The 25,648-nt window shown below is 75.9% G+C and carries 27 protein-coding genes; 20 read left to right on the forward strand and 7 right to left on the reverse strand.

Features of this window, described 5'->3' with window-relative positions:
* Window positions 1–10 precede the first annotated feature (10 nt).
* From selA to BM158_RS16645, 3 genes are read left to right on the forward strand one after another with little or no spacing between them, the layout of a single operon-like run.
* On the forward strand, window positions 11–1,264 hold the full coding sequence (selA, locus tag BM158_RS16635) for an L-seryl-tRNA(Sec) selenium transferase (RefSeq protein ID WP_229827829.1): 1,254 nt from the start codon (window positions 11–13) through the stop codon (window positions 1,262–1,264).
* Window positions 1,255–2,985 carry a selenocysteine-specific translation elongation factor gene (gene selB, locus BM158_RS16640; protein WP_091561903.1) on the forward strand — a complete coding sequence of 577 codons (1,731 nt, stop codon included), beginning with the start codon at window positions 1,255–1,257 and terminating at the stop codon, window positions 2,983–2,985. The genes selA and selB overlap by 10 nt, the downstream gene beginning before the upstream one ends.
* Entirely contained in the window at window positions 2,982–3,497 is a 516-nt protein-coding gene (locus BM158_RS16645; protein ID WP_131802070.1) for a GNAT family N-acetyltransferase, read from the forward strand. The genes selB and BM158_RS16645 overlap by 4 nt, the downstream gene beginning before the upstream one ends.
* Here the strand turns inward: BM158_RS16645 and BM158_RS21870 are convergent.
* Both BM158_RS21870 and BM158_RS16650 read right to left on the reverse strand, forming a co-directional pair.
* Window positions 3,473–3,643: a hypothetical protein gene (locus BM158_RS21870; protein ID WP_165628988.1), complete on the reverse strand. Its 171-nt coding sequence runs from the start codon at window positions 3,641–3,643 to the stop codon at window positions 3,473–3,475. The genes BM158_RS16645 and BM158_RS21870 overlap by 25 nt on opposite strands.
* 38 nt (window positions 3,644–3,681) lie before the next feature.
* Window positions 3,682–4,443: an enoyl-CoA hydratase-related protein gene (locus BM158_RS16650; protein ID WP_091561908.1), complete on the reverse strand. Its 762-nt coding sequence runs from the start codon at window positions 4,441–4,443 to the stop codon at window positions 3,682–3,684.
* A 40-nt stretch (window positions 4,444–4,483) separates the two neighbouring features.
* On the opposite strand from BM158_RS16650, the gene hemW reads away from it, so the two are divergent.
* Complete coding sequence (gene hemW / locus BM158_RS16655) at window positions 4,484–5,716, forward strand: radical SAM family heme chaperone HemW (RefSeq protein ID WP_191328728.1); 1,233 nt, start codon at window positions 4,484–4,486, stop codon at window positions 5,714–5,716.
* A 55-nt stretch (window positions 5,717–5,771) separates the two neighbouring features.
* Here the strand turns inward: hemW and recQ are convergent, their stop codons facing one another.
* A complete protein-coding gene (gene recQ, locus BM158_RS16660; protein WP_091561911.1) occupies window positions 5,772–7,583 on the reverse strand; it encodes a DNA helicase RecQ in 1,812 nt (603 codons plus the stop codon).
* A 96-nt stretch (window positions 7,584–7,679) separates the two neighbouring features.
* Here recQ and BM158_RS16665 point away from each other — a divergent pair, with 96 nt between their 5' ends.
* From BM158_RS16665 to BM158_RS16680, 4 genes are read left to right on the forward strand one after another with little or no spacing between them, the layout of a single operon-like run.
* Complete coding sequence (locus tag BM158_RS16665; RefSeq protein ID WP_091561915.1) at window positions 7,680–8,561, forward strand: ABC transporter ATP-binding protein; 882 nt, start codon at window positions 7,680–7,682, stop codon at window positions 8,559–8,561.
* Window positions 8,558–9,301 (forward strand): ABC transporter permease, encoded by a 744-nt coding sequence (locus BM158_RS16670; protein ID WP_091561920.1) that lies wholly within the window; start codon window positions 8,558–8,560, stop codon window positions 9,299–9,301. Before BM158_RS16665 ends, BM158_RS16670 begins: the two co-directional genes overlap by 4 nt.
* A 17-nt stretch (window positions 9,302–9,318) precedes the next feature.
* Window positions 9,319–10,440 (forward strand): sensor histidine kinase, encoded by a 1,122-nt coding sequence (locus BM158_RS16675; protein WP_165628989.1) that lies wholly within the window; start codon window positions 9,319–9,321, stop codon window positions 10,438–10,440.
* Window positions 10,437–11,042 carry a response regulator transcription factor gene (locus BM158_RS16680; RefSeq protein WP_091561923.1) on the forward strand — a complete coding sequence of 202 codons (606 nt, stop codon included), beginning with the start codon at window positions 10,437–10,439 and terminating at the stop codon, window positions 11,040–11,042. Before BM158_RS16675 ends, BM158_RS16680 begins: the two co-directional genes overlap by 4 nt.
* 94 nt (window positions 11,043–11,136) lie before the next feature.
* On the opposite strand, the gene BM158_RS16685 is transcribed toward BM158_RS16680, so the two are convergent.
* Window positions 11,137–11,493: a type II toxin-antitoxin system VapB family antitoxin gene (locus tag BM158_RS16685; RefSeq protein WP_457920188.1), complete on the reverse strand. Its 357-nt coding sequence runs from the start codon at window positions 11,491–11,493 to the stop codon at window positions 11,137–11,139.
* A 119-nt stretch (window positions 11,494–11,612) separates the two neighbouring features.
* On the opposite strand from BM158_RS16685, the gene hrcA reads away from it, so the two are divergent.
* From hrcA to BM158_RS16730, 9 genes are all read left to right on the forward strand, one after another.
* On the forward strand, window positions 11,613–12,659 hold the full coding sequence (hrcA, locus tag BM158_RS16690) for a heat-inducible transcriptional repressor HrcA (RefSeq protein WP_091561927.1): 1,047 nt from the start codon (window positions 11,613–11,615) through the stop codon (window positions 12,657–12,659).
* A 13-nt stretch (window positions 12,660–12,672) separates the two neighbouring features.
* A complete protein-coding gene (gene dnaJ, locus BM158_RS16695) occupies window positions 12,673–13,809 on the forward strand; it encodes a molecular chaperone DnaJ (RefSeq protein WP_091561930.1) in 1,137 nt (378 codons plus the stop codon).
* Window positions 13,806–14,561, forward strand: coding sequence for a 16S rRNA (uracil(1498)-N(3))-methyltransferase (locus tag BM158_RS16700; RefSeq protein WP_091561933.1), 756 nt, complete (start codon window positions 13,806–13,808; stop codon window positions 14,559–14,561). The genes dnaJ and BM158_RS16700 overlap by 4 nt, the downstream gene beginning before the upstream one ends.
* Window positions 14,562–14,574: 13 nt before the next feature.
* Window positions 14,575–14,934 carry an HIT domain-containing protein gene (locus BM158_RS16705; protein ID WP_229827828.1) on the forward strand — a complete coding sequence of 120 codons (360 nt, stop codon included), beginning with the start codon at window positions 14,575–14,577 and terminating at the stop codon, window positions 14,932–14,934.
* Entirely contained in the window at window positions 14,931–15,737 is an 807-nt protein-coding gene (locus BM158_RS16710) for an enoyl-CoA hydratase/isomerase family protein (protein WP_229827827.1), read from the forward strand. The genes BM158_RS16705 and BM158_RS16710 overlap by 4 nt, the downstream gene beginning before the upstream one ends.
* Before the next feature lie 89 nt (window positions 15,738–15,826).
* The gene (locus BM158_RS16715; protein WP_091561940.1) at window positions 15,827–16,921 is read left to right on the forward strand and encodes a PhoH family protein; all 1,095 of its coding nucleotides are present in this window, start codon (window positions 15,827–15,829) and stop codon (window positions 16,919–16,921) included.
* A 3-nt stretch (window positions 16,922–16,924) separates the two neighbouring features.
* Window positions 16,925–17,416 carry an rRNA maturation RNase YbeY gene (gene ybeY, locus BM158_RS16720; RefSeq protein ID WP_091561941.1) on the forward strand — a complete coding sequence of 164 codons (492 nt, stop codon included), beginning with the start codon at window positions 16,925–16,927 and terminating at the stop codon, window positions 17,414–17,416.
* On the forward strand, window positions 17,413–18,825 hold the full coding sequence (locus tag BM158_RS16725; protein WP_091561945.1) for a hemolysin family protein: 1,413 nt from the start codon (window positions 17,413–17,415) through the stop codon (window positions 18,823–18,825). Before ybeY ends, BM158_RS16725 begins: the two co-directional genes overlap by 4 nt.
* A complete protein-coding gene (locus BM158_RS16730; protein ID WP_091561949.1) occupies window positions 18,822–19,154 on the forward strand; it encodes a cytidine deaminase in 333 nt (110 codons plus the stop codon). The genes BM158_RS16725 and BM158_RS16730 overlap by 4 nt, the downstream gene beginning before the upstream one ends.
* Window positions 19,155–19,160: 6 nt before the next feature.
* Here the strand turns inward: BM158_RS16730 and BM158_RS16735 are convergent, their stop codons facing one another.
* Complete coding sequence (locus BM158_RS16735; RefSeq protein WP_091561951.1) at window positions 19,161–19,757, reverse strand: hypothetical protein; 597 nt, start codon at window positions 19,755–19,757, stop codon at window positions 19,161–19,163.
* Window positions 19,758–19,807: 50 nt separating this feature from the next.
* Here BM158_RS16735 and era point away from each other — a divergent pair, with 50 nt between their 5' ends.
* From era to BM158_RS16750, 3 genes are read left to right on the forward strand one after another with little or no spacing between them, the layout of a single operon-like run.
* Complete coding sequence (gene era, locus BM158_RS16740) at window positions 19,808–20,722, forward strand: GTPase Era (RefSeq protein ID WP_091561954.1); 915 nt, start codon at window positions 19,808–19,810, stop codon at window positions 20,720–20,722.
* Complete coding sequence (gene recO, locus BM158_RS16745) at window positions 20,723–21,469, forward strand: DNA repair protein RecO (RefSeq protein WP_091561957.1); 747 nt, start codon at window positions 20,723–20,725, stop codon at window positions 21,467–21,469.
* Window positions 21,466–22,230, forward strand: a complete 765-nt coding sequence (locus BM158_RS16750; protein ID WP_091561961.1) for an isoprenyl transferase — start codon at window positions 21,466–21,468, stop codon at window positions 22,228–22,230. Before recO ends, BM158_RS16750 begins: the two co-directional genes overlap by 4 nt.
* A 21-nt stretch (window positions 22,231–22,251) precedes the next feature.
* Here the strand turns inward: BM158_RS16750 and BM158_RS16755 are convergent, their stop codons facing one another.
* Window positions 22,252–23,823: a serine/threonine-protein kinase gene (locus BM158_RS16755; protein ID WP_207506701.1), complete on the reverse strand. Its 1,572-nt coding sequence runs from the start codon at window positions 23,821–23,823 to the stop codon at window positions 22,252–22,254.
* A 67-nt stretch (window positions 23,824–23,890) separates the two neighbouring features.
* Window positions 23,891–25,588, reverse strand: a complete 1,698-nt coding sequence (locus BM158_RS22105; protein WP_207506703.1) for a serine/threonine-protein kinase — start codon at window positions 25,586–25,588, stop codon at window positions 23,891–23,893.
* Window positions 25,589–25,648 lie beyond the last annotated feature (60 nt).

Consider the following 25,648-nt stretch of genomic DNA (forward strand, 5'->3'; position numbering starts at 1 on the left):
CCGCCGGCAGGTGCCCCGCACCGACGCCCTGCTCGCCGACCCCCGGGTCGCCGCAGCCGCCGACCGGCTCGGCCGCGAGCTGGCGAAGTCGGTCGTCGCCGCCGTGCAGCAGCGCGTGCGGGACGGCGAGGTCCCCCCGGCGGACGCCGCCGACGCGGTGGTCGCCGCGCTGCCCGCCTCGGCGGCGAGCCTGCACCGGGTGCTCAACGCCACCGGCGTGCTCGTGCACACCAACCTGGGCCGGGCGCCCTGGTCGACGGCCGCGGTCGAGGCGGTCGTGGCGGCCAGCGGCACCACCGACGTCGAGCTCGACCTGACCACCGGCCGGCGCGGACCCCGCGGCGAGGGCGCGATCCAGGCCCTGCTGTCCGCCGTCCCCGCCGCCGGGGCCGCGATCGTGGTGAACAACTGCGCCGCCGCGCTCGCCCTGGTCGCCACCTGCCTCGGCGGCGAGCTGGTGGTCGCCCGCGGGGAGCTGGTCGAGATCGGCGACGGGTTCCGCATCCCCGACCTGCTGGAGTCGACCGGCGCCCGGCTGCGCGAGGTCGGGACGACGAACCGGGTCGCCCTCGCCGACTACACCGCCGCCGTCGGGCCCGGCACCGGCGCGGTGCTGAAGATCCACCCGTCGAACTTCGTGGTCCGCGGGTTCACCCGCTCCGTCGAGGTGGCCGAGCTGGCCGGGATCGGGGTCCCCGTGGTCGCCGACGTCGGGTCGGGGCTGCTCCGCCCGCACCCGGCGCTGCCCGACGAGCCGGACCTGCAGACCACGCTGGCCGCCGGCGCGGACCTGGTGCTGTGCAGCGGCGACAAGCTGCTCGGCGGGCCGCAGGCCGGGCTGGTGCTGGGCCGCGCCGACCTGGTGCAGCGGCTGCGCCGGCACCCCCTCTACCGCGCGCTGCGGGTGGACAAGACCACCCTCGCCGCGCTGGAGGCCACGCTGCGCGGCCCGGTGCCGCCGGTGCGCCGGATGCTGGAGACGACCGTCGAGGAGCTGCGCACCCGGGCCGAGGCCGTGGTCACCGCGCTGGGCGGCGACGCGCACGTGGTCGAGGCGGGCGCCCGGGTCGGCGGCGGGGGAGCACCGGAGTTCGAGCTGCCCTCCGTCGCGGTGTCGGTCCCGGCCGCCCTCGCCGAGCCGCTCCGGCGCGGCACCCCGCCGGTGGTCGGCTACCTGGCCGAGGGCCGCACGCTGCTGGACCTGCGCAGCCTCGACCCGGCCGACGACCAGGCCCTCGTGGGAGCCGTGCGCGCGTGCAGGTGATCGCCACCGCCGGGCACGTCGACCACGGCAAGTCCGCGCTGGTCACCGCGCTCACCGGCATGCAGCCCGACCGGTGGGAGGAGGAGCGCCGCCGCGGCCTGACCATCGACCTCGGCTTCGCCTGGACGACGCTGCCCGGCGGCCGCACGGTCGCCGTCGTCGACGTCCCCGGGCACGAGCGCTTCGTCGGCAACATGCTCGCCGGCGTCGGGTCGGTCCCCGCCGCGCTGGTCGTGGTCGCCGCCGACGACGGCTGGTCGGCGCAGACCGGCGAGCACGTCGCCGTCCTCGACGCCCTGGGCGTGCGGCACGGCCTGCTGGTGGTGACCAAGTCCGACCTGGCCGACCCCGCGCCGGTGCTCGCCGACGTCCAGGAGCGGCTGGCCGCCACCACGCTGGCCGGCATCCCCGGGGTGGCGGCCAGCTCGCGCACCGGCGACGGCGTGCCCGCGGTCGCCGCCGCCCTGGAGGACGTGCTCGCCGGCCTGCCCGCCCCCGACACCGCCGCGCCCGTGCGGCTGTGGGTGGACCGCGGCTTCACCATCCGCGGCGCCGGCACCGTCGTCACCGGCACGCTCGCCGCCGGGGCGGTCGCGGCGGGGGACCGGCTGACCCTGGGCGGCCAGGACGTCGTGGTCCGCGGCCTGCAGTCCCTCGGTGCACCCGTCGAGCGCGCGGAGGCGACCGCGCGGGTGGCGCTGAACCTGCGCGGGGTGGCCGTCGAGGACCTCTCCCGCGGCGACGCGCTGCTCACCCCGGGGGCGTTCCGGGACACCGCCGAGCTGGACGTCGTGCTGACCCGCCCGGTGGACAGGCTGCCCGCCGAGCTCGTCGTGCACATCGGCTCGGCCACCGTCGCCGCCCGGGTCCGGCCGCTGGACGGCGCCGCGGTGCGGCTGCGGCTGGGCGCACCGCTGCCGCTGCGGGTGGGAGACCGGTTGCTGCTGCGCGACCCGGGCAGCCGCACGGTGCACGGCGCCGGCGTCCGCGACGTCGACCCGCCGGAGCTGCGCCGCCGCGGTGCCGCCCGGGCCCGCGCCGCCGACCTCGCCGCCGGCGGGGGAGCGGCGGCCGACCTGGCCCGCCGCCGGGTGGTGCTGCACGCCGACTTCACCGCGATGGGCTGGTCGGTGCCCGAGGGCGCGACCGCGGTGGGCCGCTGGCTGCTGGCCCCGGGCCTGGCCGACGAGCTGGCCGCCCGGGTGCCCGCCGTCGTCGCCCGCTACCGGCAGCTGCGCCCGCTGGAGCCCGGCCCGCCGACGGCGGTGCTGCGCAGCGCGCTGGACCTGCCCGACGCCGACCTCGTGGCCGGTCTCGTCCGCCCACCGCTGGTGCTGCGCGACGGCCGGGTGGTCGGTGCCGACGCCGGCCTGCCCGAGCCGGTGCAGCGGGCGGTGACCCAGGTGCTGGCCCGGCTGGCCGACGACCCCTTCGCCGCCCCCGACGCCGAGCAGCTCGCCGCCGCCGGCCTGGGTCCGCGGGAGCTGGCGGCGGCGGTGCGCGACGGTCAGCTGGTCCGGGTCGGCGAGGGCGTGGTGCTGGCGCCGGGGGTGGAGGAGCGGGCACGCCGCGCGCTGACCGGGCTGCCGCAGCCGTTCACCCTCAGCCAGGCCCGGCAGGCGTGGGGGACCTCGCGGCGCGTCGCCGTCCCGCTGGCCGAGTGGCTGGACGCCCGCGGCGTCACCGAGCGCCTGGGTGACGCCACCCGGCAGCTGCGGTGAGGGCCGTCGTGCGGACGGCCCTGGCCGGGGAGGCCGAGGCGCTGACGCGGGCGATGGACGCACCCGCCGGGGTCTACGAGGCGCACCTGGCCGCGCAGGCCGGGGGCCGCTGCACCGTGCTGGTCGCCGAGGTGGGCGGCCGGGCCGTCGGCACGGGCATGCTGCGCCGGGACCCGCGGGACGCCGTCGTGCGGGAGCGGCTCGGGCGCCTGCCGGAGATCAGCAACCTGCAGGTGCACCCGGACGAGCGCGGCCGGGGCCACGGCACGGCGCTGGTCGAGGCGCTGTGCGCCCTCGCGGCCGGCCAGGGCGGGACCCGGGTCGGGCTCGGCGTCGCCGACGACAACCCCGACGCGGCCCGGCTGTACCTGCGGCTGGGCTTCGCCGAGACCGGGCTGGCCTACGCCGACCACTACACGTGGACCGACACCGCGGGCGTGGAGCACCACGCGGCCGACGACGTCCGCTACCTGGTGCGCGACCTGGGTCAGGGCAGCGGACCGCCCAGGTAGACCGCGCGGGTCGTCTCGCCCAGGGTCTCCCGCCGTTCCCGGTCGGTGTCCACCGGCCACTGCGCGGTGTCGGTGGTCTCGACCCAGTCGTCGGGCCGGGGCGTGTCGGGCAGGGCGGCGAAGCGGCTGCGGTCGGGCTCGCTCATGCCGGCAGGGTCCCGCTCGCCGGGCCCGCCCGCAAGGGTCAGCCCTGGGGCACCCAGGACGCCGGCCGCTTCTCGCGGAACGCGGCGATGCCCTCCTGGCCCTCGGCCGAGGCGAAGAACCGGGCCGAGGTCTCCAGCAGCGGCGCGAAGTCCAGGTCGGTGCCCGAGCGCAGCAGCCGCTTGGTCTCGGCCAGCGCCGCGGGCGCCCCGGCGGCCAGCGCGGTCACCTGGGCCTGCACGGTCGCGGTCACCTCGTCGTCGGCGACCGCCAGGTCGACCAGCCCGGCGTCGCGCGCGGTGGCGGCGTCGAACACCTCGCCGGTGAGCATCAGCCGGTGCACCGCGTTCGCGTGCATCCGTGGCCGGCAGACCGCCGAGATGACCGCGGGGACGACGCCGATGCGCACCTCGGCGAACCCGAACGTGGCCGAGGTGCCCGCCACCACCACGTCGCAGGCGGCCAGCAGCCCCACGCCGCCGGCCCGGGCCGGACCGCGGACGGCGGCCAGCACCGGCTTGGGCGAGTGCCACAGCGTCGCGAGCAGGTCGGGGAACTCGTTCACGCCCTGGTCCTCCGCGGCGCCGCCGGCGGCCTCGGACAGGTCCATGCCGGAGCAGAACACCCGGCCGGTGTGGTCGAGCACCACCACCCGGACGGCGTCGTCGGCCAGCGCGGCGGACAGCGCCTCGCGCAGCCGGGCGCGCATCGCCCGGGAGAGCGCGTTGCGGTTGGCGGGGGAGTCGAGGGTCAGGGTGGCGACACCGCGGGACACCTCGACGTGCAGCACCGAGTCGGTCACGCGCCCCATCCTGCCGGGCGCGTGGACACTGGGTGCAGCGATGACCACCACCCTGCCGCTGATCGGCCACACCCCTGCCCTGCCGGCCGACCCCTCGATGCTCGACGACGCCGCCCGCGCGGCCGTCCCGACGACGCCGTTCGGGCTGTACGTGCACGTGCCGTTCTGCGCGACCCGGTGCGGCTACTGCGACTTCAACACCTACACCTCCGACGAGCTGGGCCCCGGCGCCAACCGCAGCGAGTACGCGGCCACCGCGATCGCCGAGCTGGAGCTGGCCGCGCGGGTGCTCGGCCCGGAGCCGCCGGAGATCAGCACGGTCTTCGTCGGCGGCGGCACCCCGACGCTGCTGCCGGCGTCCGACCTGGTCGCCGTGCTCGACCGCGCCCGGGAGCTCTTCCCGGTCGCCGCCGACGTCGAGGTCACCACCGAGGCCAACCCCGAGTCGGTGACCCCGGAGTCCCTCGCGGTGCTCCGCGCCGGCGGGTTCACCCGGATCAGCCTCGGCATGCAGTCGGCCGCGCCGCACGTGCTCGCCGTCCTCGACCGCCGGCACACCCCCGGCCGGGCCGCCGCGGCCGCCCGCGAGGCCCGCGCCGCCGGGTTCGAGCACGTCAACCTCGACCTCATCTACGGGGCCCCGGGGGAGACCGACGCCGACTGGGACCTCTCCCTGCAGGCCGTCCTCGACGCACCCGTGGACCACGTCAGCGCCTACGCCCTCATCGTCGAGCAGGGTACCAAGCTGGCCCGCCGGGTCGCCCGCGGCGAGCTGCCGATGCCCGACGACGACGTCCTGGCCGACCGGTACGAGCAGGCCGACCGGGTGCTCCGCGGCGCCGGGCTGGAGTGGTACGAGGTCTCCAACTGGGCCACCGACCGCGCCGCCCGCTGCCGGCACAACGAGCTGTACTGGGCCAACGCGCACTGGTGGGGCATCGGCCCGGGCGCGCACAGCCACGTCGGCGGGCTGCGCTGGTGGAACGTCAAGCACCCGGCCGCCTACGCCGCCCGCCTGGCTGCCGGCGAGCACCCCGCCGCCGGTGCGGAGCGGCTCACGCCCGAGGACGTCGCGCTGGAGACGGTGATGCTGGGCCTGCGGCTGCGCGACGGGCTGGCCCTCACCGCGCTGTCGGACGCCGGCCGGGCCCGCGCCGCGGACGCCGTCGCCCGCGGCCTGCTGGAGCCCGACGCCCACGCGGCGGGCCGCGCCGTCCTCACCGACCCGGGCCGCCTGCTGGCCGACGCCCTCGTCCGGGACCTCACCGACTGATCCCCGGCCGCACCCGGTGCGACCGGACGCGCGCCGGCTGACCGCCTCGGCGGGCTCAGCCCCGCAGGGCCGCGAGGACGCCCTCGCCGTAGCGCTCCAGCTTGGCTGCGCCGACCCCGCTGATGCTGCCCAGCGCCGCGGTGTCGGCCGGCTCCTCGGTGGCGATCTGGCGCAGCGTCGCGTCGTGGAAGACCACGTAGGCGGGCACGCCCTGCTCCTTGGCCGTGGCCGCCCGCCAGGCCCGGAGCCGTTCGAACGCCGGGGCGGCCTCCGCGGGCAGGTCGACGGCGGCCTTGGCGGCCTTGCCGGTGCGCCCGCGGGCCACCCGGTCGGGCTCCCGGCGCATCGGCACGCTGCGCTCCCGGCGCAGCACCGGCCCGCTGGCCTCCGACAGCGCCAGCGTCCCGTACTCGCCCTGCACGGCGAGCAGGCCCTGGGCCAGCAGCTGCCGGACGACGCCGCGCCACTGCACCTCCGACAGGTCGGTGCCGATGCCGAAGGTGGTCAGCTCGTCGTGCCGGTGCTGGGCGACCTTGTCGGTGCGCTTGCCGAGCAGGATGTCGATGGACTGCCCGGCGCCGAAGGACTGCCCGCGCTCGCGCTGCAGCCGCAGGACGGTGGACAGCAGCATCTGCGCCGGGATGGTCGCGTCCCACGTCTCCGGCGGCACCAGGCAGGTGTCGCAGTTCCCGCAGGGCTCGGACTGCTGCCCGAAGTGGGCCAGCAGCCGCACCCGCCGGCACTCCACCGTCTCGCAGAGGGCCAGCATCGCGTCCAGCTGCCGGGTCAGCTGGCGGCGGTGCGCGGCGTCGCCGTCCGAGCCGTCGATCATCTTGCGCTGCTGCACGACGTCGGCCAGGCCGTAGGCCAGCCACGCCGTCGAGGGCAGGCCGTCGCGGCCGGCCCGGCCGGTCTCCTGGTAGTAGCCCTCGACGGACTTGGGCAGGTCCAGGTGCGCGACGAACCGGACGTCGGGCTTGTCGATGCCCATCCCGAACGCGATGGTCGCCACCATCACCAGCCCGTCCTCGCGGAGGAACCGGGACTGGTGCCGCGCACGGGTCCCGGCGTCCAGGCCTGCGTGGTAGGGCAGGGCGGGGATGCCCTGGGCGACCAGGAAGTCCGCCGTCGACTCGACCGAGGCCCGCGACAGGCAGTAGACGATGCCGGCGTCGCCGGGGTGCTCGGTGCGCAGCAGCTCCAGCAGCTGCTTGCGCGGCTCGGCCTTCGGCGCGATCCGGTACTGGATGTTGGGCCGGTCGAACCCGGCGACCACGTGCAGCGCGTCGTCCAGCTGCAGCCGGGTGCTGATCTCGGCGTGCGTGGCCGGGGTGGCCGTGGCGGTGAGCGCGATCCGGGGGACGTCGGGCCAGCGCTCGTGCAGCACCGACAGCGCCAGGTAGTCCGGGCGGAAGTCGTGGCCCCACTGCGCGACGCAGTGCGCCTCGTCGATGGCGAACAGCGCGATCCGGCCGCGCTCCAGCAGCCGCGCGGTGCGCGACCCGCCCCCGCCCAGGGACTCCGGCGCGACGTAGAGCAGGTCCAGCTCGCCGGCGAGGAAGGCCTGCTCGACCGTGCGGCGCTCGTCGGGGTCCTGGCTGGAGTTGAGGAACCCGGCCCGGACGCCGAGCGCGGTCAGCGCGTCGACCTGGTCCTGCATGAGCGCGATCAGCGGGGAGACGACGACGCCGGTGCCCTCGCGCAGCAGCGCCGGCACCTGGTAGCACAGCGACTTCCCGCCACCGGTCGGCATGAGCACCAGGGCGTCGCCGCCGGCCACCACGTGGTCCACGACCTGCTGCTGCGGGCCGCGGAAGGCGTCGTAGCCGAAGACCCGGCCGAGCACCTCCAGGGTCTGCGCACTCACACGGCGAGGGTAGGTCGGCGCCGTCTGACATCCGTCAGCAGCTGTGGACGACGTCTCGCACTACATCCCCGGCGCCGCGCTGACCAGGGTGGACGCATGACACCGGCACTGGACATCCGCGGGCTCACCGTCCGCTACGGCGGCACGACCGCCGTGCACGACCTGGACCTGACCATCGGCCGCGGGGAGACGGTCGCCCTGCTGGGCACCAACGGCGCCGGCAAGTCCTCCACGGTCAACGCCGCGCTCGGGCTGTTCCGGCCCGCCGCCGGGACCGTCGAGGTGCTCGGCCGCAGCCCGCTGGCCGCCGTCCGGGCCGGTGGGGTGGGCGCGATGCTGCAGCACGGCGGCCTGCCCAGCGAGACCCGGGTCGGCGAGGTGCTCCGCCTGGTCGCCGGTCGCTACGAGGAGCCGTGGCCGGTGACCGACCTGGTGACCACCACCGGCATCGACGGCCTGCTCGACCGGCGCTGCGAGCAGCTGTCCGGCGGCCAGCGCCAGCGCGTGCTGCTCGCCCTCGCCCTGGCCGGCACCCCGCCGCTGCTGGTGCTCGACGAGCCCACCAGCGCGATGGACGTCGAGGGCCGGCAGGCGTTCTGGGCGACGATGCGCGACCTCGCCGGCCGCGGCCACACCGTCGTGTTCGCCACCCACCACCTCGCGGAGGCCGACGCCGTCGCCGACCGGGTGGTCGTGGTGGACGGCGGGCGGGTGGTCGCCGACGGCAGCTCCGCGGCCATCAAGTCCCGCATCGCCGGGCGCACCGTCCGGTTCTCCTGCCCCGACCGCACCGGCCTGGGCGACCTGCCCGGCGTCACCGCGGTCGGCGGCACCGGGGACCTGGTGGAGCTGGCCACCACCGACGCGGAGGCCACCCTCCGCGCCCTGCTCACCGCCCGCGACCGCCTGCCCGAGCTCGAGGTGGCCGGCGCCAGCCTCGAGCAGGCCTTCCTCACCCTCACCGGAGGCACGAGGTGACCGCCCTGCTGCTGTTCCAGCTCCGCCGCGTGCTCCGCTCGTGGGAGTACCTGTTCTTCACCGTCGTCCTGCCCGCCCTGTTCACCGTGTTCTTCACCCAGGTGTTCGGCGGCCAGGCCGGCAGCGGCGCGGAGTACCAGGAGTACGCCCGCACCTACATGGTCGCGATGATGGCCTACGGCGGCCTCGGCGCGGCCCTGGGCGCGACCGTCCGGCTGTCGTTCGACCGGGCGTCGGGGTGGCTGCGCCAGGTGCGGGTGCTCCCGATCAGCGGCCGGGAGGTCGTCGCCGCGGACACCGCGGTCGGCATGGTGCTGGTGCTGCCCAGCCTGGTGGTGGTCGCCCTGGTCGGCCGCTTCGTCAACGGCGTCCAGCTCGGGCTGGGCACGTGGGCGGCGCTGGTCGGCGCGCTGTGGGTGGGGTCGGCGGTGTTCGTCGCGCTCGGCATGCTGCTGGGCCTGGCGCTGGAGCAGAAGGCCGCCGGGGCGGCCATGGGCATCGTCTCGGTCGTGCTGGCCGCGCTCGGCGGGCTGTGGATCCCGGTCGAGGTCTTCCCCGACGGGTTCCGGCGGGTCGCCCAGGCGGTGCCCTCGTACTGGTACGGCGAGCTGGGCCGCGACGTCGTCGCCGGGACCGCGCCCGGGCTCGCGGTCGCCGTCCTCGCCGGGTTCGCCGTGCTGTTCGCCGGGGCCGCGCTGGCGGTGGGCGCCCGGCGTCCGCTGCACGCGGTCGCCGGCTGACCGGGCAGACTGCCGTGGTGGACGCCGCCGGGACGCAGCAGCGCAGCCGGCTGCGCGGGCTGGCCTGGGCCCTGCCCTGGCTGGTGTTCCAGGTCTTCCCCGTGCTGGACCTGGTCACCACGCCCCGGCCGGCACCGGCCCGGGTGCTCATCGGGGCACTGCTGGTGGTGTTCACCGTCGCCTACCTCGCGGTGATGAGCCGGTTCAGCGGGGCCCGCGGCTTCCGGGCCGACTTCGTGCTCGTCGTCGCGCTGGCCCTCGGGCTCTCGACGGTGCTGGGCACCAACTACTCGGGGTTGTGGATCTACGTGGCCGCCGCGGCCGCGGCCACCCTGCCGGCCCGCCTGGTCTGGCCCGTGGTGCTGGCCGGCACGGCGGTCTGCGCGGCGGTGATCATCGGGTACCGGGACTGGGCCACGCTGTTCCTCCCGGTGCTCTGCCCGATGACCGCGGCCACCCTGCAGGGCACCCGGCACCTGCTCACCGTCAACGCCGAGCTCACCGCCGCCCGCGAGGAGCTGGCCCGCAACGCCGTCGCGGAGGAGCGGATGCGCTTCGCCCGCGACCTGCACGACCTGCTCGGCCACTCGCTGTCGCTGATCGCGCTCAAGAGCGAGCTGGCCCGCCGGCTCGCCCCGGTGGACGGCGCGCGGGCGGCGGCGGAGATGGCGGACGTGGAGTCCGCGGCCCGTCGCGCGCTGGCCGAGGTGCGGGAGGCGGTCAGCGGCTACCGGCAGGTCAGCTGCGCGCAGGCCCTCGCCGAGGCCCGGGCGGCCCTGACCGGCGCCGGCATCGCCTTCCGCGGGCCCGACCGCGTGCCCGTGCTGCCCGGCACCGTGGACGCCGCCCTGGGCTGGGTGGTGCGGGAGGCGACGACGAACGTGCTGCGGCACAGCGGCGCCTCCGCGGTGGCCGTCGAGCTGGCCGACGACGGCGTGTCGGTGACGTTGACCGTCACCGACGACGGGCGGGGGCCCACCGGGGCCACTGCACCCGGCTCCGGGCTCACCGGGCTGCGCGAGCGGGTCGCCGCCGTCGACGGGGAGCTGACCGGCGGGGCCGGTCCCCGCGGTGGGTGGCAGCTGCGGGCCGTCGTCCCGCTGGTGCCGGCCGTCTCCGCGACCGGGGTGACGACGTGATCCGGGTGCTGCTCGCCGAGGACCAGCAGCTGGTGCGCGGGGCGCTGCGGGCGCTGCTGGAGCTCGAGGAGGACCTCGAGGTGGTGGCCGAGGTCGGCCGCGGGGACCTGGTGCTGGCGGCCGCCCGCGAGCACGCCCCCGACGTCGCGGTCATGGACATCGAGATGCCCGGGTGCGACGGCATCGAGGCGGCCCGGGCGCTGGCCGCCGAGCTGCCCGGGGTCAAGGCGGTCATCCTCACCACCTTCGGGCGGCCGGGGTTCCTGCGCCGGGCCATGGAGGTCGGCGCGCAGGGCTTCCTGGTGAAGGACTCCCCGGTCGCCGAGCTCGCCGCCGCCATCCGGGCGGTGGTCGCCGGCGAGCGGGTCATCGACCGGGACCTGGCCGCCGCGGCGCTCGCGCTGGGCTCCTCGCCGCTGTCGGGGCGGGAGGCCGACGTGCTGCGGGCCGCCGCCGACGGGGCCACGGTGGCCGACATCGCCGGCCGGCTGTTCCTCTCGGAGGGCACCGTGCGCAACTACCTGTCCAACGCCATCGGCAAGACCGGTGCCCGCACCCGGGTCGAGGCCGCGCGGGTCGCCGCCGACAAGGGCTGGCTCTGAGCCGACCCCGCGCGACGTGCCCCGTCGCGGTGCCCCGGCCGCTGGGCACCGCTGGGTGTGGCACCCCGCGGCCACGGGGCGACGCGGGCCCGGGTCAGGCGGTGGGCATCAGGGAGTCGAGGTCCAGGACGCGGACGTGGATGACGTTGCGCTGCTGCAGGGCCGCGCGCAGCGCCCGGTGCAGGCCGTCCTCCAGGAACAGCTCGCCCTTCCACTGCACCGCGTGCGGGAAGAGGTCGCCGTAGAAGGTGGAGTCGTCGGCCAGCAGGGCGTCGAGCTCGAGCTGACGCTTGGTGGTGACCAGGGTGTCCAGCCGGATCTGGCGGGGCGGGATCATCGCCCAGTCGCGGGTCGAGAAGCCGTGGTCGGGGTAGGGCCGACCGTCGCGCACCGCCTTGAAGATCAGTGCCCCGGCTCCCCTCAGACCGCACCCCGGCACCCCGGAGCACATGGACTCGCCCCACCCTAACGGCCCCGGCGGTCCACGACGGCGACCCCGTCCGGTCGTATGCTGGCCGTTGGCACTCGGTGAGCGGGAGTGCCAGACGGCAGGCGGACGGGAGGTGGCAGGTGGCCCACGAGGAACGCCGGTTGCAGGTCCTGCGGGCGATCGTCCAGGACTACGTCTCCACCAACGACCCGGTCGGGTCCAAGGCCCTCGCGGCCCGGCACGACCTCGGCGTGTCGCCGGCCACGATCCGCAACGACATGGCCGTGCTGGAGGAGGAGGGGTACATCACCCAGCCGCACACCAGCGCCGGCCGGGTACCCACCGACAAGGGCTACCGGTTCTTCGTCGACCGGCTCTCGGCCATCAAGCCGCTGTCGTCGGCCGAGCGGCGGGCCATCGAGCGCTTCCTGGACGGCGCGCTCGACCTGGACGACGTGCTGGCCCGCACGGTGCGGCTGCTGGCCCAGCTGACCCGCAACGTCGCGGTGATCCAGTACCCCACGCTGTCCCGCTCCGCCGTCCGGCACCTGGAGGTCGTGCAGCTGGCGACCACCCGGCTGCTGGTCGTGCTCATCACCGACACCGGCCGGGTCGAGCAGCGGGTCGTGGAGGTCCCGCCGGTCGTCGACGCCCCGGCCGGCTCCGACCCGGTCGCCGAGCTGCGCACGCTGATCAACGCCGCGTTCGTCGGTGCCAAGCTCGCCGACGCCGCGGTGAAGGTCGCCGACCTGCTCGACACCGCTCCGGCGCACCTGCGCGGGCTGGTCGCCGCGGTCAGCGCCACCCTGGTCGAGACCCTCGTCGAGCCCGGGGAGGACCGCCTGCTCGTCGGCGGCACGGCCAACCTCACCCGCGGCGGTGCCCTGGACTTCCCGGGCACCCTGCGCCCCCTGCTGGAGGCCCTCGAGGAGCAGGTCGTCGTGCTCCGCCTGATGGGCGAGGTCGCCCCCGGCGCGGTGCTGGTGAGCATCGGCGAGGAGAACGAGCACCACAGCTTCACCGGCGCCTCGGTGGTCTCCGTGGGCTACGGGTCGGCCGGGGGCACCGCCGACCTGGCGCTCGGGGGCCTGGGCGTCGTCGGACCCACCCGGATGGACTACCCCGGGACGATGGCCGCGGTACGAGCCGTGGCCCGCTACGTCGGCCAGCTGCTGGCCGAGAGCTGAGGATCGAGAAGAAGTGGCAACGGACTACTACGGCGTGCTCGGTCTTGCCCAGGGGGCGACCGACAAGGAGATCAAGAGCGCGTACCGCCGCAAGGCCCGCGACCTGCACCCCGACGTCAACCCCGACCCGGCGGCCAAGGAGGAGTTCCAGAAGGTCAGCCGGGCCTACGAGGCCCTCACCGACCCGGACAAGCGGCGCATCGTCGACCTCGGCGGCGACCCGTTCGAGACCGGTGGCGGCGGGGGCGGCAACCCCTTCGGCGGGGCCGGCTTCGGTGGCCTGGGCGACATCATGGACGCCTTCTTCGGGGGCGGGACGGCGACGCGGGGCCCGCGCAGCCGCACCCGCGCCGGCGGCGACGCGCTGATCCGGGTCGACCTCGACCTGGCCGAGACCGTCTTCGGCACCACCACCGAGATCACCGTGGACACCGCGGTGCTGTGCACCCTGTGCACCGGCGCCGGCACCGCGCCGGGCACCCACCCCGCGCAGTGCACCACCTGCAACGGCCGCGGCGAGGTGCAGAGCGTGCAGCGCTCGTTCCTCGGCCAGGTCGTCGCCTCCCGCCCGTGCCCCACCTGCGGGGGCACCGGCCAGGTCATCCCGCAGCCGTGCTCGCAGTGCGCCGGTGACGGCCGGGTGCGCGCCCGCCGCACCATCCCGGTGAAGATCCCGGCCGGCGTCGAGGACGGCATGCGGATCCGGCTGTCCGGGCACGGCGAGGTCGGCCCCGGCGGCGGGCCGGCCGGCGACCTGTACGTCGAGGTGCACGAGCGCCCGCACGACGTGTTCACCCGCGACGGCGAGGACCTGCACTGCCGGGTCACCCTGCCGATGACCGCCGCCGCGCTGGGCACCACCCTCACCCTGCGCACCCTGGACGGCGACGAGCCGCTCGACATCAAGGCCGGCACGCAGTCGGGCTCGGTGCTCACCCTGCGCGCGCACGGCGCCCCCCGGCTGCGCGCCACCGGCCGCGGCAACCTGATGGTGCACGTCGACGTGCAGACCCCCACCAGGCTCGACGCCGAGCAGGAGGAGCTGCTCCGGAAGCTCGCCGCCGTCCGCGGGGAGGACCACCCGGAGGCGAGCCGGGCCCAGCACAACGGCCTGTTCGGCCGGGTCCGCGACGCCTTCAACGGCCGATGACCGACCCCGGCACCCTCACCCACGACGGCGCCCCGCTGTTCCTGGTCGACGAGCTGCCCGCCGGCGGCACGGTGCTGGTCACCGGGCACGAGGCGCGGCACGCCGTCGACGTGCTGCGGATGACGGCGGGGGAGCGGGTCCGGGTCGCCGACGGCGAGGGCACGCTGGTCGAGGGCGTGGTGGCCGCGGCCGGGCCCGAGGGCCTGCAGGTCGAGGTGCTGGCCCGGCACGAGGTGCCCGCCCCGACGCCGGAGCTGGTGCTGGTGCAGGCGCTGCCCAAGGGCGACCGCGGCCCGCTGGCCGTGGAGCTGGCCACCGAGCTCGGCGTCGACCGGGTGGTGCCCTGGACGGCGTCCCGGTGCGTGACGAAGTGGCGGGACGACCGGGTGGACAAGGGGCTGGCCAGGTGGCGGTCGGCGGCCCGCGCGGCGAGCAAGCAGGCCCGCCGCCCCCGGCTGCCCGAGGTCACCGAGCCGATGAGCACCCGCGCGGTCTGCGGGCTGCTCGCCGACGTGGACCTGGCGCTGGTGCTGCACGAGCAGGCCCGCCGTCCGTTCTCCGCGGTGCAGCTGGGCGGCGCCGGCTCGATCGCGGTCGTGGTCGGCCCCGAGGGCGGCATCACCGACGGCGAGGCGGTGGCCTTCCGCGCCGCCGGCGCCGAGGTCGTGCGGCTGGGCGAGGAGGTGCTGCGGACGTCGACCGCCGGTGCCGCGGTCCTCGCCGCGGTCTGCGCCCGCACCCGCTGGGCGTGAGAGGGTCGGCCGCGTGACCGACTGCCTGTTCTGCCGGATGGTCGCCGGGGAGATCCCCGCCGACGTCGTGCACGAGACCGAGCGCACCCTGGCCTTCCGGGACATCGCCCCGCAGGCGCCCACCCACGTGCTGGTGGTCCCGAAGGACCACCACGCCACCGCCGGGCTGCTGGTCGGCGCCGACCCGCAGCTGCTGGCCGAGGTGGTCGCCGCCGCGCACGCCGTCGCCGTGCAGGAGGGGCTGGCCACCGACGAGGCGCCGGAGCCCGGCTACCGGCTGGTCTTCAACTCCGGCCCGCAGGCCGGGCAGACCGTGCACCACGTGCACGGCCACGTCCTCGGCGGGCGCGCCCTGACCTGGCCGCCCGGGTGACCGTCCGGCTGGAGCGCGACGGCGACGTCGCCGTCCTCGTGCTCGACAACCCGCCGCTGAACCTGTTCGACGGCGCCACCTTCGACGCGCTGGAGTCCTGCGTCGACGAGCTGGCCGACCGCACCGCCCCCGGGCGGGCCGACCGGCCGCGGGCGGTGCTGGTCCGCGCCGAGGGCCGGGTGGTCTCCGGCGGGGTCGACGTGTCGTTGTTCGCCGGCATCGCCGAGGGCCCGGACGCCGAGGCCGCCGGCGGCGCGCTGTGGGCCCGGCTGCTGCGCACCGTGCAGACGCTGGAGGACCTGCCGGTGCCCACCGTGTTCGCCGCGCACGCGCTCACCCTCACCGCCGCCTTCGAGCTGGCGCTGGCCTGCGACCTGCTGGTGGCGGCCGAGAGGGCCTCCTTCGGCCTGGTCGAGGTCGTCGTCGGGCTCACCCCGTCGATGGGCGGGCCGCAGCGGCTGGCCGAGCGCGCCGGCACCGCCCGGGCCAAGGAGCTGGTGCTCACCGGCGAGCGGTACTCCGCCGCCACCCTGCACGGCTGGGGCGTGGTGAACCGGGTGCTGCCCGACGAGGGCTTCGCCGAGGCCGCACTGGGCCTGGCCCGGCAGGTCGCCGCCGGGCCGACCGTGGCCCACGCGGCCACCAAGGTGCTGGTCGCCACCGCCGCCCGGCACGGCGTGCGGGCCGCCGACGACGCGGTCCCCGCGGTGTCCGGGGCGCTGTTCGGCACCGAGGACCTGCGCGGTGCAGTGGCCTCCTTCCTGGCCGACGGGCCGGGGAAGGCCACCCACCGGGGTCGGTGAGCCGGGGGAATCCGGGCGCCGGGTCCCCACGGTCGGCGTAGGCTCGGCGGGGTCCCACCCCCGTCGCAGGAAGGCAGGGTCGAGCGTTCTTGCCCGACACCTCACCGAGCTCCACCCCGGCCGAGCAGCCCACCAGCGCGTCCCGTGAGGCCTCGGCCCGCGCCGCCGGCCTGTCCGAGGACGCCGTCCGCACGTCGATCACGGTCCCGGAGTCCATCCCCATGGTGGCGCTGCTGGGCACCGGCGACGAGCTGCTGCGCATGGTCGAGTCCGAGCTCGCCGCCGACGTCCACGTCCGCGGCAACCAGATCTCCCTCACCGGCGAGCCCGGCGACACCGCGTTCGCCGTCCGCGTCTTCGACGAGCTCGTCGCGCTGGTCCGCACCGGCCAGGCGCTGCGCCCGGACTCCGTGCGCCGGGTCGTCGCGATGATGCGCGCGGGGGGCAGCGAGCGGCCCGCCGACGTCCTCAGCCTGGACATCATCAGCCGCCGCGGGCGCACGATCCGGCCCAAGACGCTGAACCAGAAGCACTACGTCGACGCCATCGACGCCAGCACCGTCGTGTTCGGCATCGGCCCGGCCGGCACCGGCAAGACCTACCTGGCGATGGCCAAGGCCGTGCAGGCGCTGCAGACCAAGAACGTCAACCGGATCATCCTGACCCGCCCGGCGGTCGAGGCCGGCGAGCGGCTGGGCTACCTGCCCGGCACGCTCAGCGAGAAGATCGACCCCTACCTGCGGCCGCTGTACGACGCGCTGCACGACATGGTCGACCCCGAGTCGATCCCGCGGCTCATGCAGTCGGGGACGATCGAGGTCGCGCCGCTGGCCTACATGCGCGGGCGCACGCTCAACGACGCGTTCGTGATCCTCGACGAGGCGCAGAACACCACCGCCGAGCAGATGAAGATGTTCCTGACCCGCCTGGGCTTCGGGTCGAAGATGGTCGTCACCGGCGACGTCACCCAGGTCGACCTGCCCGGCGGTGCCCAGTCGGGCCTGCGGGTGGTCCGGGAGATCCTCGCCGGCATCGACGACGTGCACTTCTCGCAGCTGACCAGCTCCGACGTCGTCCGGCACCGCCTCGTCGGCGACATCGTCGACGCCTACGAGCGCTGGGACACCACCCACGCGCAGACCCCCGTGCGCGGCCCCGGGCCGCGGCGGCAGAAGGGCAGCTGACCCGTGGCCGTCGAGGTCGCCAACGAGTCCGGGATCGCCGTCGACGAGACGTCGCTGACCGGGGTGTGCCGCTTCGTGCTGGCCGAGATGGGCGTCAGCCCGCTGGCCGAGCTGTCCGTGCTGTGCGTGGACGTCGACCACATGGCGAGCCTGCACGAGCGGTGGATGGGCGAGAAGGGCCCCACCGACGTGCTGGCCTTCCCGATGGACGAGCTGGAGACCGGCCGTCCCGACGCCCCCGACACCGGCCCGGAGCTGCTCGGCGACGTCGTGCTCTGCCCGGCCGTGGCCATCCGCCAGGCCCGCGCGGCCGGCCACACCATGGACGACGAGCTGCTGCTGCTGGCCACCCACGGCGTGCTGCACATCCTCGGCTACGACCACATGGAGCCCGACGAGGAGAAGGAGATGTTCGGCCTGCAGTCCGACCTCCTGAAGAAGTTCGCCTCCGTGCCCCGTGACCAGGTCACCGGTGAGGAGACCGCGCCGCGATGAGCTCCACCGCGATCACCCTGCTGGTGATCGCCGTCCTGCTCGTCCCCGTCGCCGGTGTGTTCGCCGCGGTCGACGCCGCCCTGCAGGGGATCTCGCGCGCCCGCGTGGAGACGCTGCGCCGCGACGGCGTCCGCCGGGCCGAGGCGCTGCTGGCCGTCGTGGAGGACCGCGCGCGGCACGTCTCGCTGCTGCTCCTGCTGCGGATCGTCTGCGAGACGACCGCGGCGGTGCTGATCGCGGTGATCCTGTTCGTGGAGTTCGACGGCGTGGCCGCCGGCGTGGTCACCGCCGCAGCCGTGATGACGCTGGTCAGCTACGTGCTGGTCGGCGTCGGCCCCCGCACGCTCGGCCGCCAGCACGCCTACTCCATCGCCCTGGCCGCCGCCGGCCCCACCCGGCTGCTGGGCCGGCTGCTGGGCCCGGTCGCCACGCTGCTGATCCTGCTGGGCAATGCCATCACCCCCGGCCGCGGCTTCCGCGACGGCCCGTTCTCCACCGAGGTCGAGCTGCGCGAGCTGGTCGACATCGCCGAGGAGCGCGGGGTGGTGGAGGCCGGCGAGCGCAACATGATCCAGTCGGTGTTCTCCCTCGGCGACACCATCGCCCGCGAGGTCATGGTGCCCCGCCCCGACGTGGTCTTCGTCGAGGCCGGCAAGAACGTGCGCCAGGCCCTCGCGCTGGCGCTGCGCAGCGGGTTCAGCCGCATCCCGGTCATCGGGGAGAACGTCGACGACATCGTCGGCGTCGTCTACCTCAAGGACCTGGTGCGCCGCACCCAGGGCGACCAGGACACCAGCCGGATCCGGGTCGAGGAGATCATGCGCCCGGCCTCCTTCGTCCCGGAGTCCAAGCCGGTGGACGTGCTGCTGCGCGACATGCAGGCCCGCCGCATCCACATGGCCGTGGTGGTCGACGAGTACGGCGGCTTCGCCGGCCTGCTCACCATCGAGGACATCCTCGAGGAGATCGTCGGCGAGATCGACGACGAGCACGACGCGGTGCACCGGCCCCCGGTCGAGGAGCTCCCCGACGGCTCCTACCGGGTCACCGCCCGGCTGCCCGTCGAGGACCTCGCCGACCTGTTCCGGGTCGAGCTGCCCGAGGACGACGACGTCGAGACCGTCGGCGGCCTGCTCGCCCGGGCCATCGGCCGGGTGCCGATCGAGGGCTCGGAGACCGTGGTCGGCGAGCTGCACCTGCTGGCGGAGTCCACCGGCGGCCGGCGCAACCAGATCGACACCATGCTGGTCCGCCGCGTGGAGGAGCCGGAGCCCGAACCCGAGGCGGAGGAGATCGAGGAGCCCGAGGACGACGAGCGGGCCGAGCGGCGCCGGCGCAAGCGGGAGAAGAAGGAGGCCGCCGCCCTCGCGGCCGAGGCCGCCGAGGGGCCTGAGAGGGTGTCCCCGTGACCCAGCTCGAGGCCGAGGACGCCAAGCTCGTGACCCTGGCCCGCTCCGCGCGCGGCCGCACCGGTGCCCCCGAGGGGGCCGCCGTCCGCGACACCGACGGCCGCACCTACCTGGCGGCCACCGTGGCGCTGCCGTCGCTGCAGCTGTCCGCGCTGCAGGCGGCCGTCGCCGCCGCGGTGTCCTCCGGCGTCGAGGGCCTGGAGGCCGCCGCCGTGGTGTCGGCCGCCGGTGCGGTGGAGGAGGCCGGGCTGGCCGCCGTCCACGACCTGACCGCGGGCGCGCCGGTGCACCTGGCCGGTCCCGACGGCACCCTCGTCACCACCGTCTGACCCGGCTCAGCCCAGCGGGCGGTCCAGCGCCTCGGCGAAGGCGTGCGGGTCGCGGACCCGGACGGAGAACGCGCGGTCGCGCTGGCCGTCGGCGGCCAGGTGCCGGACGACGACCCTGCGCCGCCCCGGCCACCAGCCACCCCGCCGCTTCGCCCGCGGCCAGTCCGCCGGGGCCGGGGCCAGGACGACGTCCTCGACGAGCACCAGCGGTACGACGCCGAACGACGACGTCTGCCGGAGCCCGGCGATGTCGTTGGAGACGGCGAAGTCCGAGACGGTGAGCCGGCTGGTGGCCAGCACCAGCACCAGCAGCCCGAGGACGACGGCCAGCGGCGCCTCCGACCTCGCCGCGGCCCACCCGCTGATCAGGCCCAGCGCCACCAGCCAGACCACGACGGCGGCCACGGTGGCGGCCGCGACGCCGGGGGAGACCAGCACGTACTGCCAGTAGCGCAGCGGCGCCGGGGTGACGGTGACCGACCGCTTGGGGCCGCGGCTGGCGAAGAAGCCGTAGCTGGTGACCTGGCTGACGTGCCGCTCCCGGTCGCGGGCGGCGCGCACCGCCGGCGGCTCGTCGTTCTCGCGTCGGGTGCGTCGGGCCATGGGGTCCATCCTCGCAAGCGTTGTCGGACCCCGGTGGGAGACTTGTCTTCGTGAGCAACCCGGAGGTGCCGTACCGCAGCGGCTTCGTCGCGCTGGTCGGTCGCCCCAACGCCGGCAAGACGACGCTGACCAACCGTCTCGTCGGCGACAAGGTCGGCATCGTCAGCAACCGGCCGCAGACCACCCGGCACGCCATCCGCGGCGTGGTGCACCGGCCCGAGGGCCAGCTGGTGCTGGTCGACACCCCCGGCCTGCACAAGCCGAAGAGCCTGCTGGGCCAGCGGCTCAACGACGTCGTCCGCGACACCCTCACCGAGGTCGACGTCGTCGTGTTCTGCATCCCGGCCGACCAGCCCGTCGGCGCCGGCGACGCGTTCATCGCCCGGCAGCTGCGGAACGTCTCCACCCCCGTCGTCCTGGTGGTCACCAAGACCGACGCGGCGTCGAAGAAGCAGATCACCGAGCAGCTGGTGGCCGCCTCGCAGCTGGTCGAGGCCCGCGAGGTCGTCCCGGTCAGCGCCGTCGCCGACGACCAGGTCGACCTGCTCGCCGACCTGCTGATCGGCATGCTGCCCGAGGGTCCGCCGCTCTACCCCGACGACCAGCTGACCGACGACGACGTGGAGCGGCAGATCGCCGAGCTGGTCCGCGAGGCCGCGCTGGAGAAGGTGCGCCAGGAGGTGCCGCACTCCCTGGCGGTCAGCGTCGAGGAGATCGTCCGCAAGCCCGACCCGCGCGACCCCGACGCGGTGTTCACCGAGCTGCACGTGCTGCTGCACTGCGAGCGGCCCAGCCAGAAGCCGATGCTGCTGGGCAAGGGCGGGGCGACCATCAAGGCCATCGGCAGCGAGGCCCGGGTGGGGCTGGAGCACCTGCTCGGCGGCCGGGTGCACCTCGCGCTGCACGTCACCGTGCTCGGCGAGTGGCAGGACGACCCCAAGAAGCTGCAACGGCTGGGCTACTGAGTGAGCACGACCCCCAAGGCCCTCTACCGCGACGAGGGCGTCGTGCTGCGGGTGCAGAAGCTCGGCGAGGCCGACCGCATCGTCACCGTGCTCACCCGCCGCACCGGCAAGGTCCGCGCGGTGGCCAAGGGCGTGCGCCGCACGAAGAGCAAGTTCGGTGCCCGGCTCGAGCCGTTCAGCCACGTCGACCTGCAGCTCTACACCGGCCGCAACCTCGACATCGTCAGCCAGGCCGAGTCGTTGCACTCCTACGGCCCGGCGATCGTGGCCGACTACCGCGCCTACACCGCCGGCACCGCGGTGCTGGAGACCGCCGACCGGCTCACCGCCGAGGAGAAGGAGCCCTCGCTCCGGATGTTCCTGCTGGTCATCGGTGCGCTGCGCAGCCTGGCCGAGCAGGCGCACCCGCCGGGCCTGGTGCTCGACGCCTTCCTGCTGCGCGCGATGTCGGTCGCCGGCTGGGAGCCGGCGCTCAGCGACTGCGCGCGCTGCGCCGAGCCCGGCCCGCACCGGCACTTCTCCGTCCCCGGCGGCGGCATGGTGTGCCCGGCCTGCCGGCCCACCGGGTCGGCGATGCCCAGCCCGGTCACCGTGGAGCTGCTGGACGCGCTGCTCACCGGCGACTGGGCCACCGCCGAGGCCAGCCAGGGGATCAACCGACGCGAGGGGAGCGGGCTCGTGGCCGCGCTGCTGCAGTGGCACCTGGAGCGCGGGCTGCGCTCGCTGAGCCTGGTGGACCGGTCGTGAAGCGGGCCGTCCGCCCGCCGAACCCGCACCCCTCGGGCGCCCGCCCGCCCGCGATCCCGCGCGACAAGGTGCCCCACCACGTCGCCGTCGTCATGGACGGCAACGGCCGGTGGGCCAAGGAGCGCGGGCTGCCCCGCACCAAGGGCCACGAGGCGGGGGAGTCCTCCCTGTTCGACTGCGTCGAGGGCGCCATCGAGCTGGGCATCGGCGCCGTCTCCGCGTACGCGTTCTCCACCGAGAACTGGAAGCGCAGCCCCGAGGAGGTGCGCTTCCTCATGGGCTTCAACCGCGACGTCATCCGCCGCCGCCGCGACGAGATGCACGAGCTCGGGGTGCGGGTCCGCTGGGCCGGTCGCCGGCCGAGGCTCTGGGGGTCGGTGATCAAGGAGCTGGAGGTCGCCGAGGAGCTCACCCGCCACAACGACGTCCTCACCCTGACGATGTGCGTCAACTACGGCGGCCGGGCCGAGATCGCCGACGCGGCCGCGGCCATCGGCCGTGAGGTCGCCGCCGGTCGCCTGGACCCGGCCCGGATAACCGAGAAGACCGTCGCGCGGTTCCTCGACGAGCCCGACATGCCCGACGTCGACCTGTTCCTGCGCAGCTCGGGGGAGAACCGGACGTCGAACTTCCTGCTGTGGCAGTCCGCCTACGCCGAGCTGGTGTTCCAGGACGTGCTGTGGCCCGACTTCGACCGCCGGCACCTGTGGGCGGCGTGCGAGGAGTACGCCTCCCGGCAGCGCCGCTTCGGCAAGGCCTGAGCCGGGGCCTGAGCCGGGGCCTCAGCCGAAGGAGTCGCGGGTGGCCGTCCACCAGTCGGTGAGCTCGGCCAGCCCGTCGGCGCCGGTGCCGGCCGAGGTGGCCACCACCAGCAGCTGCTGGGCGCTGGCGGTCCAGAACAGCACCGCGTCGCCGCGGGTGGTGGTCAGGCAGCCGACGCGCCCGGCGGTCTGCTGGTCGGCGTCGCGCCAGTAGTAGTAGCCGGTCGACGCGGGGCAGGTGTCGCGGGCGGGCAGCGGCGGCAGGTCGGAGCGGTCGACCAGGCCGAGGAAGGCGCCGTCGGCGGCCGACGCGTCGGCGTAGGAGGACACCCGCACCGACGACGGCCCCGGCGCAGCGGCGCCGCACTCGACCCGGGCGGTCTCCCCGGCGCCGTCGGGGGTGGCCGAGGCGCAGTCGGTCAACGCGTCGGGCAGCACCCCGCGCAGCGCTTCCTCCTCGGCCGACGTGGTCGGCGCGGCGCTCGTCGTGGGTGTCGTGGTGGTGTCCTCGCCCCCGCCGCGGGTCAGCACGACCACCAGGACGACGGCGGCGACCACCACCGCGGCGACACCGGCCGCGGCCCAGGGCAGCCAGCGGCGCCGGCTCGGCGGCCCCGGGTGGGTGACCGGCACCGGCGCCGGTCCGCTCCAGGCCGGGGCGGGCGCGGGGGTCCAGCCCGGGCCGGACATGCCGACGGCCTGCGGCGGGGGCGGCGGCGGGCCGGGTGCGGGGCCGTTGTCCCGCTGCGGGGTGACCCCGCCGGTGCTCAGCGCCGCCCGGGCCGCGGTCGCCATCGCCCCGGCCGAGGGCCAGCGCTGCGCGGGGTCCTTGGCCAGCCCGCGGGCCACCACGTCGTCCAGCCCCGGCGGCAGGCCCGGCCGGACCGAGGACACCCGCGGCGGGACGGCGTTGAGGTGGGCGTACATCATGGAGGCCAGGCCCTCGCCGGTGAACGGCCGCCGGCCGGCCAGGCACTCGAACAGCACGCACGCCAGCGCGTACACGTCGGTGCGGGCGTCGACCGGCCGCTCCATGAACCGCTCGGGCGCCATGTAGTCGAAGGAGCCGACCGCCGACCCGGTCTGGGTCAGCGACCCGGTCTCGGAGTCACCGGCCGACCAGGCGATGCCGAAGTCCACCAGGTAGACGAACTCGTCACCGGGGTCGCCGGTGACCAGCACGTTGGAGGGCTTCACGTCGCGGTGCACCAGGCCCTCGTGGTGCGCGGCGTCCAGCGCCCGGGCGACCTGGGCGACCACCGCGACCGCGCGGGCCGGCTCCAGGGCGCCCTCGCGGTGCAGGAGGTCGCCGAGGTCGACGCCCTGCACCAGCCGCATGTCCAGGAACAACCGGCCGTCGACCTCGCCGTAGCGGTGGATCGGGATGACGTGCGGCTCGGACAGCCGGGCGACCGCGTGCGCCTCGCGGCGGAACCGCTCCCGGTAGCCGGGGTCCCCGGCCAGGCCGGAGGAGAGCACCTTGAGCGCGACGGTGCGGCGGTGCTCGGTGTCGAAGGCCCGGTAGACCTCGCCCATGCCGCCGCGCCCGATCAGCTCCTCGATGCGGTAGGCCCCGAACGAACCGGACTCCACGGGCCTCCCTCGGCGCGCGACGGGGCCTGCCCCCGTCGTCGGGACGATGGTAGGGGGACGTGCCGGTTCAGCCTGCCTGGAAGTCGCTCTTGGCCGGGTCGTTCCACCAGTCGAACAGCTCGGCGAGGCGCGTCTCGCCGTCGCTGATGAACACGAACCCCTCGGCGCGGGCGTCCTCCTGGGTCCAGGCCACCACACCGTCGCCGTCGGCGTTGACGAAGCAGGCCACCGACCCGGCGCGCTCACCGTCCTGGCCGGCGTAGTCGATCCAGCCGCGGGCGGTCGCGCAGTCGGCGAGCGAGTCCATCTCCGTCAGCCCCTGCCGGTCGACGTCCCCGCGGAACGCCTCCTGCAGGGTGTCGGTGTCGGGGTAGCCGTAGAAGTTGCCCGACCGCGGCACCGGCCCCGAGATCGCCGCCGAGCAGCGCACGGCCGCGTCGGCGCCGTCGCCGGGGAGGGAGTTCTCCTCGCAGTCGGCGGGGTCGAAGTCGGCGGGCAGCCGGTCCAGCAGCGCGTCGTCGCCGCCCGCCGGCCCGGTGGTCGCCGGCGAGCTGGTGGTCCCCGGCGTGCTGGTGGTGCTGGCGGCCGTCGTCGTCGTGGGCCCGGCGGACGTGGTGGTCGCGGTGGCCGAGCCGGACGTGGCGACGACGTCGCCGCCGTCCCCGCCGCGGGTGGCCACCACCACGACCACCACGAGGACGGCGACGACGACCGTGGCCACGAGGGCGGCGACCAGCGCCGGCGAGGTGCGGGACGGGGCCGGCGGCGGGGGAGCGCCCCAGCCCGGGCCGGTGCCCCCGCCGGTCCACCCCGGGGGCGGACCCGACCAGCCCCCGCCGCCGGAGGGGGCGGTGAACCCCACGGTCTGCGGGGCGGGGCGCTGCACCGGGTGGGGCGGCAGCTGCGGGACGACGACCTCGGTGCGGGCCGGGCCGGCGCGCAGCGCGGCGCGGGCCTGCGCGGCCAGCTCGCCCGCGGTGGCCTGCCGCGCGGCGGGGTCCTTGGCCATGCCCTGCGCGATGACCGCGTCCAGGCCCGCGGGCAGCCCCGGCACCAGCGTGGAGGGGCGGTCGACCGGGGTGTTGACGTGCGCGAACATCTGCGCGGCCAGGCCCTCGCGGGGGAAGGGGCGCCGGCCGGTCAGGCACTCGAAGAGGACGCAGGCCAGCGCGTAGACGTCGACCCGCCGGTCGACGGGCCGCTCCAGGAACCGCTCGGGCGCCATGTAGTCGAAGGAGCCCAGCGCCGCGCCGGTCATGGTGAGCGAGGGACCCTGGGCGTCGGCGGTGGAGCGGGCGATGCCGAAGTCGACCAGGTAGGCGAACTCGCCGTCCCCGCTGCCGGTGAGCAGCACGTTGGAGGGCTTCACGTCGCGGTGCACCAGGCCGTCGGCGTGCGCGGCGTCCAGCGCCTGCGCGACCTGGCTGACCAGCGAGACCGCCCGCTCCGGGGCCATCCGGCCCTCGCGGTGCAGCACGGTGGCCACGTCGTCGCCCTGCACCAGCCGCATGTCCAGGAACAGCCGGCCGTCGATCTCGCCGTAGCGGTGGATGGGCACCACGTGCGGCTCGTTCAGCCGGGCCGCGGCGTGCGCCTCGCGGCGGAACCGCTCCCGGTAGCCGCGGTCGGCGGCCAGGTGCTCGGACAGGACCTTGAGGGCGACGGTGCGCTCGTGCTCGGTGTCCCAGGCCCGGTAGACCTCGCCCATGCCGCCGCGGCCGATCAGCGACTCGATGCGGTAGCTGCCGAACTGCCCGGACTCCACCGCCCGCCCCCTCCGCCTCCGTGGGGCCAGCGCGACCACCGGCCAGGCAGTCTAGGGAGA

The sequence above is a fragment of the Klenkia taihuensis genome, assembly GCF_900112525.1.
GTDB lineage: Bacteria > Actinomycetota > Actinomycetes > Mycobacteriales > Geodermatophilaceae > Klenkia > Klenkia taihuensis.